Origin of the sequence: Shewanella sp., assembly GCF_013214165.1 — a bacterium.
In the GTDB taxonomy this organism is placed as follows: domain Bacteria; phylum Pseudomonadota; class Gammaproteobacteria; order Enterobacterales; family Shewanellaceae; genus Shewanella.
The window spans coordinates 32,350-48,641 of the sequence record NZ_JABSSM010000001.1; the positions used below are offsets into that span (position 1 = coordinate 32,350).

The window sequence follows — 16,292 nt, forward strand, 5'->3', positions numbered from 1 at the left end:
AGAGTGGATCATGCTCAGCCAAATAAGAACCTTGATCACCATCTTGAAGCATACCTTCACCCCCGCCGATACGGTGCAGTATCCGGAGCAAAAACCTTACCTCTCTCCCCGATATCGAGGCCGAATTGTGCTGACACGAGATCCCGATGGTGAGGAACGTTGCGTCGCGTGTAATCTCTGCTCAGTCGCCTGTCCCGTCGATTGTATCTCGGTAGAGAAAACCGAGAAACCCGATGGTCGCTGGGAGGCAAAGACCTTCACCATCAACTTTTCCCGTTGCATCCTGTGCGGCTTCTGCGAAGAAGCCTGTCCGACCCACGCGATTCAACTCACGCCTGATTTTGAGATGGCGGAATATGACAGGCAAAATTTGGTCTACGAGAAGCATCATCTGCTGATTTCAGGCCCGGGGAAGTATCACAAGTATAATTTCTATAAGGTCAGTGGTAAGGCCATAACGGGCAAGGCTAAAGGTGAGGCCATCGACGAGCAAGCCCCCATCAATGTCAGGAGTCTGCTGCCATGATTGACATCATATTTGTCATCACAGCCGCCGTCGCCATCATATCGGCGCTTCTCACTGTTTGCGCCCATAATGTGGTACATGCTCTGCTGTATCTGGTCACCATGATGTTGGCCATCGCACTGATTTTCTTCCTGCTGGGATCGCCTTTTGCCGCTGCACTACAGATCATTGTCTACGCAGGCGCCGTCATGGTGCTATTCGTTTTTGTCACCATGATGCTGCACCAGGGAGAACGCAGCTTAACAGCAGAGCGGCTATTGTTTAATCCTAAGGTGGCTAAAGGCCCCCTGATATTATCAACGCTCTTGGTCATAGAGCTCATCTTGATCTCCTTAGGCTCAGTTGGCCTACATCGAGAGATAATCGCTAGCGCAGTACCTGTGGATCAGACGGTGAAACAGCTAGCCATACAGCTCTTCGGCTCCTATCGGGTCCTGGTCGTGTTAGCTGCCATCATGCTGCTGGCCGCGCTTGTCACTGCCATCCATATCACCAAGCAAGGCAGCATCCCACATTCATCCACGGATACTGAAGCTGGGCAGGCACCAAGTTTAGGTTCTAGCGAATTCACCCCAGACGTCAATGTCAACGACATCACCAAGCAAGAGACGAACAAGCAAACCCGAGGTGAATACCGATGATAGCGATCACTTGGATACTGGTGTTAAGTGGGGTGCTGTTCGCTATCGGTCTGTTCGGCTTATTGAGTCGCCGAAATTTACTCTTTATGCTGATCTCACTGGAGATAATGCTCAATGGCGTAGCCCTGATATTTGTCGCCGCCTCGAGTCTGCATGGCAATGTCGATGGCCAAATCATGTATCTATTCATCCTCACGCTGGCCGCCTGTGAAGTCGCTGTTGGTCTGGCTTTGGTTATTCATATTTATCGACAACAGCAAGATTTAGATGTCGATAAACTCACTAAGCTGAAGGGATAATATGAACAGTTTATTGATGAATGATCTATTGGTAAATAATCTATTGATGGCCATTCCTCTGCTTCCCCTGTGCAGCGCGGCAGTATTGATTTTATTTCAGCCCAATGATCGGTGGACAAGAATACTCGGGGTTAGCTCAGTGAGCCTGGCAGCCCTGTTGGCCCTAATACTCAATGTACAAGTCTGGGATGAAGAGTTATTTATCATTCAGGCTTCCTTGGGAGAGTGGCTGAGTATCGACACCTCACAATTAGCTTCTTTGGGGGGCGCTGCACAACATACAGGTGCACTCAAGCTGAGCTTTGGCCTGTATCTGGACCCTTTATCCCTGGTGATGATCACCATCATCTGCTGCATCGGCGCCCTGATCCATGTTTATTCGGCAAGTTATATGCTCCAAGATGCCGATCAATGCCGCTTCTTCGCTTACTTAAACTTGTTTGTATCCTCCATGCTAATTCTGGTGCTGGCCGACAACCTGGTGCTCCTCTATCTGGGATGGGAAGGCGTGGGCCTGTGCAGCTATCTTTTAATTGGATTTTGGTATCAGAAAACGGACAATAACAGGGCCGCCAACAAGGCTTTCATCATCACCCGCATCGGCGACACAGCCATGTTAATCGGAATCATACTGCTGTTTTATCAGTTCGACACCCTAAATATTCAACAAATACAGCAGCAATCTCAAACATTTCTACTCGCTAATTCCCCAGAAGAAAACCCGTTAATTGTACTTTCTTGCCTACTTTTATTTGCCGGAGCCGCGGGAAAGTCGGCGCAGATGCCATTACATTCCTGGTTACCCGATGCCATGGCGGGCCCGACACCAGTCAGTGCGCTCATTCACGCGGCGACTATGGTGACCGCTGGTATATACTTGATAGCAAGAAATGATGCCCTGTACCAACTTGCCCCTCAGGTATTGCTGCTTATCGCCATAGTTGGGGTATTGACCTTACTGCTCGGCGCGACTTCGGCACTGTTGCAAACGGATCTGAAACGCATATTGGCCTACTCGACCATCAGTCAACTTGGCTATATGTTTTTAGCCTTAGGCGTCGGCGCCGCATCTACGGCAATCTTTCATCTGATGACCCACGCATTTTTCAAGGCCCTACTGTTTCTCAGCGCCGGGGCATTGATCTATTGCATGAATCATGAGCAAGACATAATGAAGATGGGCGGCCTGAGAAAGAAGCTGCCTTTACTGGCTCTGAGCTTTGCCATAGGCTGCGCCGCTCTTGCCTCTCTGCCCATGACATCGGGATTCTTCAGCAAGGAGTTAATTTTACAGCAGGTGGCAATGGCTGAGCAGCCACTCTTATGGTGGGGAGCCTTATTAGGCGCATTATTTACCGCGCTATACAGTGGCAAGTTATTCTTTATTATCTTCATGGGAAAGCCTGGCCATGCGCCTAGCCATAAAACCCCGGCAGTTATGGGGGCCGTCCTTATTGTCTTGATGACACTGGCCTTACTCGGTGGCATACAGCCACAAGGGGTCGTGCACCAGTTTGGCGAGTTAACCCTTGACTCATCTTCAGGCCTGACACCTCTGGAACATAGCTTACCTATCCTAGTGCCGTTGTTCGGTGTGCTCTTAGCCTGGTTTTGTTTTGGTCAAAGCAGTAGAGATAAACCCGCCGATAAACTGGGTTTAGGCCGTTTTATACATTCAGGCTGGGGTTTCGATACCTTGTTCACTCGCGTTTTTATCACACCTTTTAAAAAACTCACTTACCTCAATCGCCACGACATTATCGATGCGAGTTTTCGAACACTCGAGACAATCAGCTATCGCCTCCACCTGATGTTCAATCGATTGCAAACGGGGCAACTAAGACGTTACAGCGCCAGTCTGATCGTATTTAGCATCTTAGCTATCGCATGGGGAGTCATAAGATGAACTCACCTCGCCAGCCCTATAGTTTGCTGCCTTGTTTCGTTTTAACCCATGCATTAGTTAACCTATTAAGGCTGATAAGATGACCCTGCTGTGCTTAATCTTAATTCCACTCCTAGGCGGGCTGCTGGCCTGGTACAGTCAAGGCTTTAATCCAAATTTGCCACGCAGAATATCTCTGTTCACACTGATAACCAGCTTGGTCTATATCACTGCTCTGACATTAACCCGCCCACTTGCCCGAAGCAGTCAGTGGCTTTTCGATGAGAGCCATGCCTGGATTGACAGGTTTAATATCACGGCTCACTTTTCCATGGATGGATTAAGCCTGATCTTGATATTACTGACCCTATTGATGGGGCTAGCCGCCCTCTCTTCCGCCTGGAGTGAAATTGACAAACATCAGGGATTCTTCTACTTTAATTTTCTCTGGACCTTGGCCGGGATCATCGGCGTTTTTCTGGCGATGGATCTACTGCTCTTCTTCGTCTTCTGGGAAGTCATGTTGGTTCCCATGTATTTTCTTATTGCCATATGGGGACATGAAAATCGTCGATATGCCGCGCTGAAATTCTTCTTGTTTACTCAGGCTGGCGGATTATTGATGCTACTGAGCATCATAGCTTTAGTGGTATTTCATTATCAGCAGACAGGCCTGCTTAGCTTCAACTACCATGTGCTCACTCTCACGCCCATCGCTTCCCCGATGGCCATCTGGATCTGTTTAGGTTTTATTATCGCTTTTCTGGTCAAGCTGCCCGCCTTTCCCTTTCACCCTTGGTTACCCGATGCCCACACCCAAGCCCCCACTGCGGCGAGTATCATATTGGCGGCAATACTCTTAAAGACAGGTGGTTACGGCATCATACGATTCGTACTCCCCCTGTTTCCCGACGCGGTGCAGTTTTGGTCGCCGCTGATGATGACCCTAGCCGTGGCAAGCATCATCTACGGCGCCTTGATGGCTTTTTCTCAACATGACTTGAAACGCATCGTGGCCTACTCGAGTGTGAGCCATATGGGCTTCGTACTCTTAGGTTGCTTTAGCCTCAACATGATCGCCCTTCAGGGCGCCGTGATGCAGATGCTCGCCCATGGCCTGAGCAGCGCGGCCCTGTTTATGCTCGTCGGCCTGATACAACAAAGATTTCATAGCCGAGATCTGCATCAATTTTCCGGCTTATGGCGCTATTTACCTCAACTGAGCGCCATGGGGCTCTTCTTCGCCATTGCCACCCTAGGCATGCCGGGGCTGGGCAATTTTATCGGAGAATTTCTCGTACTGGTCGGCGCCTTAGAACAGCACACGAGTTTTGCCGTTCTGGCCTCCTTGGGTTTGATACTTGGTGCGGTGTATTCCCTGCGCATGATTCAAAAAAGTTTCTTCGGACCTTTTAGCTCCGCAGACTCGAGGCCACAGGATTCAACCACAGAGACGATGATCCACAGCAGGGTCACTGAAAAACTCCACAACACAGACACAGAAATACAAGCGAATTTAGCCTCCATTGCCACAGGAGATCAAGCAAGCGCCAAAGAGGCTGAACAAGTAAAACCACCGACCCTCCCCAGCCCATATCCTGATCTTAGCCTGAAGGAGAAGTTGACTCTTATGTCGATAGCAGCAGGCTTGCTACTTTTGGGAATACACCCACAACCACTATTGGACATGCTAGCGCAGCCATTAGCCCAAGTCCTCGCGCTATACACCATAACAGGAAGTGCATCATGAGTAGCTACTACCTTCCGGCAGGCATATTGTTGAGCACCATTTTGATCTTGCTACTGAGTATTGCCTTGAAGCGCTCACACATTCATGCTTTTTTGATCACAGGTGTGGGGCTAATTGGTGCCTGCCTGGTTCAAGTGTCCTTGATTACAGCCCCTGCCACGTCTGAACTGCTATTTATTTTCACCCCGGTAAATGCCCTGGTCTCAGCGGTGTTATTAGTCATCTTAGTCTTTCTCTGGTCCCAGCTTTATCATTGGCTGGATAAGTCAGATAACACCAATGAAGAGTATTATCTGCTGTTATTGACGGCGAGTCTGGGCGCTGTGTCCATGATAGCCAGTCAGCATTTCGCCAGTTTTTTCCTGGCATTAGAGCTAATGAGCCTCTCTTTCGTCGGGCTTATCGCCTATTCAAATCACAATCGCAATAGTCAGGAGGCCGGCATTAAATACCTGGTGCTGTCGGCCGGTGCTTCGGCCTTGATACTCATGGGTATCGCGCTCATCTATCTGCAAACGGGCAGCCTGACATTTGATGCTGTGTCGACAAGCAAGCTGCAACACCTAGGGAGTTCGCCACTGAGTTTAACCACTAGCGGGATGATCTTTATTCTCACCGGGCTTTGTTTCAAACTGTCTCTGGTACCTTGTCATCTGTGGGTCGCAGACATTTTTGAAGGCGCCCCTCTGCCCACTACGGCCCTCTTGGCTATCGTCTCGAAATTGGCAGCTTTTATCGTGTTATGGAGAATGTTCAGCTATGGAGAGTGGCAAACCGATAGTGCGATTTTAGACGTCATCACCCTAGTCGCGGTCGCATCTATGCTAATCGGTAACTTGTTAGCACTCCAGCAAGATAGACTGTTAAGAATATTGGCCTTCTCCTCTATCTCTCACTTTGGTTATCTACTGATTATGTTATTACTCGAGGGTAATACCAACCTGCTCAATGATATGGGCTTTAATCTTGAGGCAATGATTTTTTATCTACTCGCCTATATGCTCACCTTAACGGGGACCTTCTCAGTGTTAATGCAGCTGGAAAACAACACCTCAATCCAGCAATTAAGCGGCCTTTTCTGGCGACAACCCCTGCAGGCAACATGTTTAAGTGTGCTCATGCTGTCTTTAGCTGGCATACCATTAACCATAGGATTTATGGGGAAGTTCTATCTTGTCGCTGCCGCCATCTCCGGCCAGCTTTGGTGGCCGATGAGCTTCTTGGTGATTGCCAGTGTGATAGGCCTTTATTTTTACCTGAGGATCATCATGATCATGCTCGCTAAGGCTGAACGCTCCTCAGTCTCATTGAAACTGGATATGAGGCAAAGCGTGACTTCTTGGGTCATTATCGTAACAGTCATAGGCATAGGCACATTTCCAAGTGTATTTGCCGACATGCTCAGGGCTGTCACCCACTGATCTGCGTTATCAAGGACGAGTACAGGCTGCATCACAAGTTAATATAAAGGGACCCAAACTCGGATAAATCATGCTGTTATTTTCTGGCAACATGATAGAGTGACTTGCGCTTTTACTTATATAATCGAGTCTACATTTATTATGCCTTTCTATCAGAAACCACAAGATATCAGTGCGTTCGATGCAAAATTTGAAGCACAAAAAATTGCTTTCGCGCCGATCAGTTTTCAAGTCGCACGTTGTTTACTCAAATTTGGCATATTAGCGCAGATAGATGCTGCGGGTAAATCGGGCTGTATACTCGAAGACATTCAGCACAGCACCCAGTTATCTGAATATGCTGTTAGCGTATTACTGGATATGGGCCTGAGTATGAGACTCGTTTGGCATAAAGATGAACGTTATCACTTAGATAAAATTGGTTTCTTCCTACTACACGATGATATGGCCAAGGTAAACCTCAATTTTGTCCATGATGTCTGCTACCAAGGTGTATACGAGTTAGAGGCATCACTCGTCGAGGGCAAGCCAAAGGGGCTTAAGGTATTCGGCGATTGGGAAACCATCTACCCGACTCTGAGTGAGCTACCAGAGCAAGTAAAACAGAGTTGGTTCGAGTTCGATCACTACTATTCAGATCATGCTTTTGGCCAGTTACTGCCATTAATATTTAAAAACCAGCCTAAACATATCGTCGATGTCGGCGGAAATACCGGAAAATGGGCTCTGGCATGCACTGGGTATAACAGTGATGTTAATATCACCATCATGGATCTCCCCGGCCAGCTGAAGGTCGCCTTAAAAAATGCTAAAGATAAAGATGTAGCAGACCGAGTCCAGGGCTATGAATGCAATCTCCTCGATGAGTCACAAGCTTTCTGCCGTGAGGGCGACCTTTATTGGATGAGCCAATTCTTGGATTGCTTCTCCAAACCGCAAATATTAAGCATTCTCAAACGTACCGCTCAGAGTATGACGACGCGAAGTGAGCTGTGTATTTTAGAGACCTATTGGGACAGGCAAGCGTTCGAGGCGGGCGCATATTGTGTCAATGCCACCTCTATCTACTTCACCGCTATGGCTAATGGTGACAGTAGAATGTATCACTCTAAAGATATGTTGAGTCTCATCTCCCAAGCCGGTCTGTATGTCGATGAGGATATCGACGGCATTGGGCTCGGGCATACCTTGCTACGCTGTAAACTAAAACCAAGCTAATATTGAACCAGAGCATTAATTCACCCGTTTTATAGAACTGGCAGCTAAGGACTAAGTATTTATCGCAACCCTGTGGTCAACTCTATATTACATACCATTCAGCATTGCCCACAGCCATCAATTTAAGATGGCTGACTTCCCGCCTTATAATATAGATTTACCCCGACCACAAAGCGCTCACAAAAACAACAAAACCAAACATCAAACTTATTTACAAATACATCAAACTTGTAAAGTTGATGATATTTCAAACAAACCAAAAACAAACTAAGCAGATAGAAAAGGTGACGCGGATCACAAAGTGGTTACTTTTGTTTCGGTTGAACGGTTTATTCATGATTAATTAGTTATATAAATGTTGCAACACTGACATCAGGAAACATTTATACAGATATTCGAACAAATAGAAGTAGAACATAAAACGCCCAAAAGTTAACATCCCGCTCACAACACCGTCGTAAGCCATTGATTAACATGTTTATAACAAACCACAATGTTACCAACAAGATGCGAGATGGTTGCTTCAAGGTAATAAAGCGCTTTAATTTCTCCGCCTGACATACTATTGCAGATGTTATCACTACGTGCTTATATCCTCCTTCTAGCAACATAAGTCAGTATTAGCTTAATAACATTAACAAGCCTATGACTGGTTACATGCGTTGCTATATAAAAATTAAAAACCAAATTATTAAACACATAATAAGTGTCAGGGAGACAAGATGTTGCCAAACTCAAAAATGGCTAAAGCCATACGTTTCGCATTAATCAGTGGTGCTGCAACGGCCGCATTAACTGCGCCAGCCGTATTCGCTGCCAGTGATGATGACAAAGTAGAAAGAATTGCAGTGACAGGGTCTCGTATCGTAAGAGAAGGGGCATTAGCACCGACACCCGTAACGGTTATTACTGGTGAGGAACTACTCTCCACTGGTGTTACCAATATCGGTGAGGCATTGAACCAATTACCTGCTTTAGGCAACACATATTCTTTAGCTAATTCAGGTCGGTTTATTGGGACATCAGGCTTAAATCTATTAGATTTAAGAAATATGGGAACAGATAGAACGCTCGTGTTAGTGGATGGGAAACGCCACGTATCGAGTTCTGCAGGTACTTCTTCGGTAGATATTAACGCAATACCTAGTGTTTGGGTTGACAGAGTTGAAGTCATTACTGGTGGCGCATCAGCTATATATGGGGCCGATGCTGTAACTGGAGTTGTTAACTTTATATTAAAAAAAGACATAGAAGGTCTTGATGTTTCAGCCACAAAAGGCTGGGCTGCCGATAGTCCACATGCCAAAGACCGTTTCGCACTATCTTACGGTACTAACTTCGATCAAGATCGAGGTAATATCGCAGTTGCTGTAGAATATAGTGCTCAAAATCAACTAAGAGCATTTGATCGCGATCAAACATCAGTTCCATTCAGTAGCTTGAAAAATACTGCTCGACCTATTGGTCCAGACGGAAAATTTATCGATTCAAACGACCCCTCTGATCCTGATAGAATTTTAACACCGAATGCTGGTCACTACACTATCAGTAATGCAGGTACATTTGATTTAGACGGTTGGAAAACATTCAATCCTGATGGTTCTATTCGTGATGTTTATAGCGGAACAAATATTGATGGCATTAGGTGTGCCGATTGTGACGTGACTAACTTGAACCAATTTAATCAATTACAGCCAGAGTTTAAACGTTACAACATTAATCTAAAAACAAATTATCAAATCAATGACAACATGAATACATATTTTGAAGCGAAATATGTCAACAGCCAATCAACAGATGAAGGTCAACCAGCTTTTTTCTTCGGTAACGAGCGCAACGACATAAGCATTGATAACGCTTTTATAAATCCAGAGCTTATCGCTTTAATGAAAGCGAACAAAGATGATGAGGGTAACCCAGCCCCGTTAAGCTCCATAAACATTCGTCGTTTCATGACCGATTTAGGTCAAAGAATGGAAGATGATACTCGTGAAACTCAACGTTATGTATTAGGACTAGAAGGCATAGCTTTTGAAGATTGGGATTATGATGTTTACGCCATTTATGGTCAAACTGATCTCAAACGTGTAAACAAGAATAACCTAGTTTACGCTAATTATGAACACTCTTTAGATTCAGTTATAGAAAATGGCGTGGCTGTATGTCGTGACAAAGATGCAAGAGCAGAAGGCTGTGTTCCAGTAGATATTTTTGGATTTGGCAAGCCAAGTCAAGACGCAATTAATTACATAAATACGGTTTCCACAGGAACCTCTGTCATCAAACAAACTGTTTTTGGAGGCTCTGTCACTAATTCAGGATTGTTTGAATTGCCCGCTGGCTACGTAGGATTTTCTACAGGTATTGAATACCGTAAAGAACAGAGTCAAATTTTCGAACCTGAGAATGCTGAAGGCACTTTTTTCAATGTATTAGGTGAAGATAAAGGCGAATTCGATGTAAAAGAAGTGTTCGCTGAAATGAATATTCCTCTACTATCAGATTTACCCATGATTCGCCAACTTGATATGGAATTAGCCGTTCGTTTAGCTGATTACAGTACTATCGGAAATGCCACGACTTGGAAAGCTGGATTAAGTTGGGAAGTCACCGATGAACTTCGTATGCGAACTACGTATTCTGAAGCAATTCGAGCACCTAATATATCCGAACTTTTCGGCGCCCCTAGCCAAACATTTTTCAATGTTGAGGATTCTTGTCGTACCAAGTACCTTGACGAACTCGCGAATCCAGAAATACGTCAAGCTAATTGTGCTGCACTGGGTATACCAGCAGATTTCAACCCTGATTATGACTCGAAAACCCTGGAAGGTTTGAGTGGCGGTAATAGAGAACTTAAAGCCGAAGAGTCAACAAGCTACACTATTGGATTGGTTTATCAACCCGATTTTATTGAAGGCTTTTCAATCACAACCGATTATTGGAATATTGTGATTGATAATGCAATCGATTCCGTTAGTTCACAAAATATTATTGATCGATGCCTAGATTCCACATCTGGTGTAGACAATGAATATTGTGATCTCATTACACGTGATGCGACCTCACATGAAATAACTCTTATTAAGCAGTTTGATCTTAATATTGCAGCATTGGAAACTGCTGGTATTGACTTTGACATTGGATACAACTTCGAAGCTTTCGATGGTGATTTTAGAACAAATCTAATCGCCACTCGCTTATTATCACGCAAAGATTATTCTTTCCAAGATGAGCCTGATTCGTTTGAAGAATTAGCAGGTACTTTAGGATACGCTGAATGGCAAGCTAACTGGACCTTAAATTATTCAATTGATGGTTGGAGTGCAAACTGGAGAACCCGCTTCGTTGAAGGAGTAAACTTATACACAGATAAAGAGCTAGAACTTAATGCCAATCCAAACAGCAACTTAAGCTATGACGATTATTTTATTAGTGATATTGCTGTCGCTTATGATTTCGAATCTGGTATAAGTTTAAAGTTTGGCATAGACAACCTCTTTGATAAAGATTTACCATATGGAACGATAGGCACAGGACGAGGCTCTGCAGCTTACGACAATGTTGGACGCTTCTTCCATACAACTGCAAGCTTCAAATTCTAAACCCAAGTAAAACATAAAAACGGCATCATTTGATGCCGTTTTTATATTCACTATCTACTCATAATGGGAGTTAACTACCCCCAAGTCGTGTGCACCTATTCCCCCTTAACTAGCAATAAAACATAGCGCCAACATGATTAACACTCAAGTCACTGCATGATTTAAATTCTTTTGCCACATACCCCCCCGAAAACAATTTATATGTTTAAGCTCCCAGATCCTGGTGTAAAGTAGAGGCAATTTACGTGCCGAAAGTTCCCGATAATGAGGCTTAGCCAAGACAATTGTTACCTCGCTCGCAAAATTTCGATTATCCAAGCCAGTAGCGCCGACAAGGAGTGTTGTCATTTTTAGATTGTGTTATCATCCAGATGGTAAATTGGTCTTACCAATTTACTCTTAGGTCAGTGGTCGCCGATAATGACCCACAAAGATTTCAGCTAAATAGCGAGCATTGGAACTGGCAAAACCCTGTAAATAAATTACAACCTTTTTGGGTTTAAGCCGCTAATTTGACCGAGAACACGAAATTTAATTACATATTTTTTATACTGACTTTATCGGCAACTCATTGACTGCTTAGCGGTTTAATTCACTAAAAATCAAGTAAATATTGGTGTTAATAACCAGTATTTGGCAATTGCAAGGCGAAACATGAACAATAGTCCGAGTCCATTTGATGCTAATACTCCAGATGCCACCGCACTGAAAGTGGAGGATGCTGCCGTCATTAAGGTCAATCGAGACTCTGTGTCTACCCTGATCCTGGCGATGACAGCCGGCGTATTTATCGGTCTAGCCTTCGTCTTCTATGTCGTTGTGACGGCCGGAGGCAGCGCCCTGCCCTACGGACTGAATAAGCTTATCGGCGGCCTCTGTTTTAGCCTAGGTCTGATGTTAGTGGTCGTCTTGGGAGGCGAGCTATTTACCTCTACCGTATTGACCATTACTGCCCGCGCCAGCAAGCGCATCACCACTAAAGCGTTAATGCGTAACTGGGGACTGGTTTATCTCGGCAATTTTATCGGTGCCATGCTCTTGGTCGGTCTCATGATCGCCGCTAAGCATTAGGTAATATAGTGGGCGGCGCTATTTTCGTAGGACTCACTTATTGGTTTGTTTATCGCCGCCCCGCTATAGCGAAGGCACAGAAAGATAATCAAGTTTAATTCTTAATAGAAGGTATTTGCGCTATGACCGAAAAAACGGAACAATTTGCCAACGCATGGGAAGGATTCATCGCCGGCGATTGGAAAAACCAAGTCAATGTTCGTGACTTTATCCAGGCGAACTACACCCCTTATGAAGGCAATGAGTCATTTCTAGCCGATGCGACTGAAGCGACCACCAAGCTTTGGGACAAGGTGATGGTTGGGATCAAGCAAGAAAACCAGACTCATGCCCCTGTGGATTTCGATACCGACAAGGTATCGACCATCACTTCCCATGAAGCCGGCTATATCGAGCAATCACTGGAAACCATTGTTGGCCTGCAGACTGAAGCACCGCTAAAGCGTGCCATGTTGCCAAACGGCGGCATTCGTATGGTAGAAGGTTCTTGCAAGGCATATGACCGTGTACTTAACCCTGAGATCAAATACGTCTATTCAGAACTGCGTAAGACGCATAACCAGGGCGTGTTCGATATCTACACCCCGGAAATCATGGCTTGTCGTAAATCAGGCATACTGACTGGTTTACCCGACGCCTATGGCCGCGGCCGTATTATCGGCGATTACCGTCGTATCGCCCTTTACGGCATCGATTATTTGATGGCCGACAAGTTTGCCCAATTCGGTTCCTTGCAAGCGCGTTTCGAAACCGGTGAAGACTTAAGTGCAACCATGCAGCTTCGTGAAGAAATTGCCGAGCAGCACAAGGCATTGGGTCAGATGAAGCAAATGGCGGCCCACTATGGTTTCGACATCTCTAAGCCTGCAAGCAATGCTAAAGAAGCCATTCAGTGGACTTACTTTGGTTATCTAGCCGCAGTTAAGAGCCAGAACGGTGCAGCCATGTCTCTTGGCCGTACGTCAAGCTTCCTCGATATCTTCATCGAACGTGACCTTAAAAACGGTACCTTGACCGAGCAGCAAGCTCAGGAGATGGTGGATCACTTCGTGATGAAGCTACGTATGGTTCGTTTCCTGCGTACTCCTGAATACGATGAGCTATTCTCTGGCGACCCTATCTGGGCAACTGAGTCTATCGGCGGCATGGGGCTGGATGGTCGTACTCTGGTCACAAAATCCAGTTTTCGTTTCTTACATACTCTGTACAACATGGGCGCGAGTCCTGAGCCAAACATCACAGTGTTATGGTCTGATAAGCTGCCATTAGACTTTAAGAAGTACTGTGCCAAGGTCTCTATCGACACTAGCTCAATCCAGTACGAGAATGATGATCTGATGCGTCCTGACTTCCAGTCTGATGACTACGCCATCGCCTGTTGTGTGAGCCCTATGGTTATCGGTAAACATATGCAGTTCTTCGGTGCTCGTGCTAACTTAGCCAAGACCATGCTGTACGCCATCAACGGTGGTGTCGATGAGAAGCTCAAGACCCAAGTGGGACCGAAATTCGATGCCATCACATCTGAAGTGTTAGCGTTTGATGATGTCATGGGCCGTTTGGATAAGATGATGGACTGGCTAGCCACTCAATATGTGACTGCTCTCAATGCTATCCACTTCATGCATGACAAATACTCTTATGAAGCCGCCCTGATGGCACTTCATGACCGGGATGTTCGCCGTACCATGGCATGTGGTATCGCAGGTTTATCTATCGCCGCCGATTCATTGTCTGCTATCAAGTACGCCCAAGTTAAGCCTATCCGCGACGAAAATGGTATCGCCATCGACTTCGACATCCAGGGTGATTATCCAAAGTTTGGTAACAACGACGCTCGTGTCGATGACTTAGCCAGTGATCTGGTCGAACGTTTCATGGCGAAGATTCGTCATATGAAAATGTACCGCAACGCCATACCGACTCAGTCTATCCTCACCATCACCTCTAACGTGGTTTATGGTAAGAAGACAGGTACCACACCGGACGGACGCCCAGCAGGCGCACCATTCGCGCCGGGTGCTAACCCTATGCATGGTCGTGATGAGAAAGGCGCCGTTGCCTCGCTGACTTCTGTGGCTAAACTGCCATTTGCCCATGCCCAAGATGGTATCTCATATACCTTCTCTATCGTGCCAAATGCACTAGGTAAAGATGAAAATGGCCGACGCACTAACCTGGCAGCCCTCATGGACGGCTACTTCTCTCATAACGAGTCACGTGAAGGTGGTCAACATCTGAACATCAACGTGATGAATCGTGAGATGCTCGAAGATGCCATCGTCAACCCAGACAAGTATCCTCAGCTAACTATCCGAGTTTCAGGTTATGCAGTTCGCTTCAATGCCTTGACACCAGAGCAACAACAAGACGTTATCACACGTACCTTTACTAAAGGAATGTAATGAACTTATCTGCTATAGATGAGTCCTAGTCAACCTCAATAGAGTCAGGCTGTAGCCCAATAATCTACAGTCTGACTGAGTCAAATAAGGAGAAATAATGACAGTAAAAGGTCGAATCCACTCACTGGAATCCTTCGGTACCGTAGACGGACCAGGCATAAGGTTTATCGCTTTTATGCAAGGTTGCCTGATGCGCTGCCAATACTGTCACAACCGCGATACCTGGGATCTTCACGGTGGCGAAGAAGTCGAAGTGAAACAGCTCATGGAACAAATTATCAGCTATCGCCCCTTCCTCGAAGCGAGCGGCGGCGGTGTGACCGCCAGTGGCGGCGAAGCCATATTGCAGGCCGAATTTGTCTCGGCTCTATTCGCAGAATGTCAACAAGAAGGCATTCACACTTGCCTGGATACCAATGGCTTTGTACGCAAATACACGCCTATCATAGATGAGCTGCTAGACAATACCGATCTGGTGCTGCTCGATATAAAACATATAGACTGTCAAAGACACATAGACCTGACACAGGTCAGCAATCACCGCACCTTGGCCTTTGCCCAGTACCTGAATAAAAGACAACAAAAAACCTGGATACGTTATGTGGTTGTCGGTGGTTTTACCGATGATATTGGAGCGGCACAAGGCCTGGCGGACTTCCTCAAACCCATGACGAATATCGAAAAAGTTGAGCTGCTGCCCTATCACGAGCTGGGAAAACATAAGTGGGAAGCCATGGGAGAGACATATCAACTCGATAATATCTCACCACCGTCGAGTGAAACCATGGAACTGATTAAGCAGGTCTTTGTTGACGCAGGGATCGAGGCCATCTACTAGCAGAATGTATGATACTCGCCTCAATATTTGTGATAAAACTAAAGCTCTTGCCAATAAGTATCATCTAATCGCTCGAATGCCGCCTTTAATAACAGCGCCATATCGAGATAACAGGCTCTCGGGCCAAGGGGGCTATGTATGACTCCCATACTCGAAAGTTTAGCGGTCAGTTGATCGCACCAATCGAGCAAAGACAGAGGCAAGGGATGGCGAGCACGCCAGCCAAGCCAAAGCAGACCTTGAACAGGCAAGCTAAGAAAAAACAGGGCAATTGTGATGGCCTGGGGCAAGAAGCCCCAACCATGGATATAGACTTGACTCATCGCAGCCAAGAGGGCGAGCACTGGCATCAAGGTCAACGCGAGTTGAGTCGCCCTGATGACCCGATATTCGGGAAAGAAAAAACTAAGTTGTCTGACCATAGGCCAAGTCTTCATATATCGACGACCATCGCCCAGAGTTTTGATAACTTTAATGCTCAACTAAAACACCTATTTATATGGATACTGCTTTTACAATAGCACATGCAGCAATAGAGCCCCAAGGCCTTGCGATAGCTAAATAAGCAGCTCCTGGCTCCGACATCGGAGCACGTCTAACGACTTCGGCTATTATTGCTAATGAAGTCATATT

The 16,292-nt window shown here is 45.9% G+C and carries 12 protein-coding genes; 11 read left to right on the forward strand and 1 reads right to left on the reverse strand.

What is annotated here, in order from left to right:
- The first annotated feature begins 10 nt into the window (after nt 1-10).
- The 11 genes from nuoI (at nt 11) to pflA (ending at nt 15,659) form a co-directional block, all read left to right on the forward strand.
- Nucleotides 11-526, forward strand: coding sequence for an NADH-quinone oxidoreductase subunit NuoI (gene nuoI, locus HRU42_RS00140; RefSeq protein WP_295027860.1), 516 nt, complete (start codon nt 11-13; stop codon nt 524-526).
- Nucleotides 523-1,167, forward strand: coding sequence for an NADH-quinone oxidoreductase subunit J (locus HRU42_RS00145; protein ID WP_295027862.1), 645 nt, complete (start codon nt 523-525; stop codon nt 1,165-1,167). The genes nuoI and HRU42_RS00145 overlap by 4 nt, the downstream gene beginning before the upstream one ends.
- Nucleotides 1,164-1,466 carry an NADH-quinone oxidoreductase subunit NuoK gene (gene nuoK / locus HRU42_RS00150; RefSeq protein ID WP_295027863.1) on the forward strand — a complete coding sequence of 101 codons (303 nt, stop codon included), beginning with the start codon at nt 1,164-1,166 and terminating at the stop codon, nt 1,464-1,466. Before HRU42_RS00145 ends, nuoK begins: the two co-directional genes overlap by 4 nt.
- A 1-nt stretch (nt 1,467) precedes the next feature.
- Complete coding sequence (nuoL, locus tag HRU42_RS00155; RefSeq protein WP_295027865.1) at nt 1,468-3,372, forward strand: NADH-quinone oxidoreductase subunit L; 1,905 nt, start codon at nt 1,468-1,470, stop codon at nt 3,370-3,372.
- Between the two features lie 79 nt (nt 3,373-3,451).
- Nucleotides 3,452-5,101 (forward strand): NuoM family protein, encoded by a 1,650-nt coding sequence (locus tag HRU42_RS00160; RefSeq protein ID WP_295027867.1) that lies wholly within the window; start codon nt 3,452-3,454, stop codon nt 5,099-5,101.
- Nucleotides 5,098-6,522, forward strand: a complete 1,425-nt coding sequence (locus tag HRU42_RS00165; protein ID WP_295027869.1) for an NADH-quinone oxidoreductase subunit N — start codon at nt 5,098-5,100, stop codon at nt 6,520-6,522. The genes HRU42_RS00160 and HRU42_RS00165 overlap by 4 nt, the downstream gene beginning before the upstream one ends.
- Before the next feature lie 141 nt (nt 6,523-6,663).
- Nucleotides 6,664-7,740, forward strand: coding sequence for a methyltransferase (locus HRU42_RS00170; protein WP_295027871.1), 1,077 nt, complete (start codon nt 6,664-6,666; stop codon nt 7,738-7,740).
- Nucleotides 7,741-8,462: 722 nt separating this feature from the next.
- Nucleotides 8,463-11,345, forward strand: coding sequence for a TonB-dependent receptor (locus HRU42_RS00175; RefSeq protein ID WP_295027873.1), 2,883 nt, complete (start codon nt 8,463-8,465; stop codon nt 11,343-11,345).
- Nucleotides 11,346-11,999: 654 nt separating this feature from the next.
- Complete coding sequence (locus HRU42_RS00180) at nt 12,000-12,416, forward strand: formate/nitrite transporter family protein (RefSeq protein ID WP_295027875.1); 417 nt, start codon at nt 12,000-12,002, stop codon at nt 12,414-12,416.
- A gap of 122 nt (nt 12,417-12,538) precedes the next feature.
- Nucleotides 12,539-14,821: a formate C-acetyltransferase gene (gene pflB / locus HRU42_RS00185; protein WP_295027876.1), complete on the forward strand. Its 2,283-nt coding sequence runs from the start codon at nt 12,539-12,541 to the stop codon at nt 14,819-14,821.
- A gap of 97 nt (nt 14,822-14,918) precedes the next feature.
- The gene (gene pflA / locus HRU42_RS00190; RefSeq protein ID WP_295027878.1) at nt 14,919-15,659 is read left to right on the forward strand and encodes a pyruvate formate lyase 1-activating protein; all 741 of its coding nucleotides are present in this window, start codon (nt 14,919-14,921) and stop codon (nt 15,657-15,659) included.
- Between the two features lie 38 nt (nt 15,660-15,697).
- Here the strand turns inward: pflA and yfbV are convergent, their stop codons facing one another.
- A complete protein-coding gene (gene yfbV / locus HRU42_RS00195; RefSeq protein WP_295027880.1) occupies nt 15,698-16,141 on the reverse strand; it encodes a terminus macrodomain insulation protein YfbV in 444 nt (147 codons plus the stop codon).
- Nucleotides 16,142-16,292 lie beyond the last annotated feature (151 nt).

Coding starts and splice junctions, on each gene's coding strand:
- nuoI (WP_295027860.1), top strand. CDS start 11: ATGCTCAGCCAAATAAGAACCTTGATCACCATCTTGAAGCATACCTTC.
- HRU42_RS00145 (WP_295027862.1), top strand. CDS start 523: ATGATTGACATCATATTTGTCATCACAGCCGCCGTCGCCATCATATCG.
- nuoK (WP_295027863.1), top strand. CDS start 1,164: ATGATAGCGATCACTTGGATACTGGTGTTAAGTGGGGTGCTGTTCGCT.
- nuoL (WP_295027865.1), top strand. CDS start 1,468: ATGAACAGTTTATTGATGAATGATCTATTGGTAAATAATCTATTGATG.
- HRU42_RS00160 (WP_295027867.1), top strand. CDS start 3,452: ATGACCCTGCTGTGCTTAATCTTAATTCCACTCCTAGGCGGGCTGCTG.
- HRU42_RS00165 (WP_295027869.1), top strand. CDS start 5,098: ATGAGTAGCTACTACCTTCCGGCAGGCATATTGTTGAGCACCATTTTG.
- HRU42_RS00170 (WP_295027871.1), top strand. CDS start 6,664: ATGCCTTTCTATCAGAAACCACAAGATATCAGTGCGTTCGATGCAAAA.
- HRU42_RS00175 (WP_295027873.1), top strand. CDS start 8,463: ATGTTGCCAAACTCAAAAATGGCTAAAGCCATACGTTTCGCATTAATC.
- HRU42_RS00180 (WP_295027875.1), top strand. CDS start 12,000: ATGAACAATAGTCCGAGTCCATTTGATGCTAATACTCCAGATGCCACC.
- pflB (WP_295027876.1), top strand. CDS start 12,539: ATGACCGAAAAAACGGAACAATTTGCCAACGCATGGGAAGGATTCATC.
- pflA (WP_295027878.1), top strand. CDS start 14,919: ATGACAGTAAAAGGTCGAATCCACTCACTGGAATCCTTCGGTACCGTA.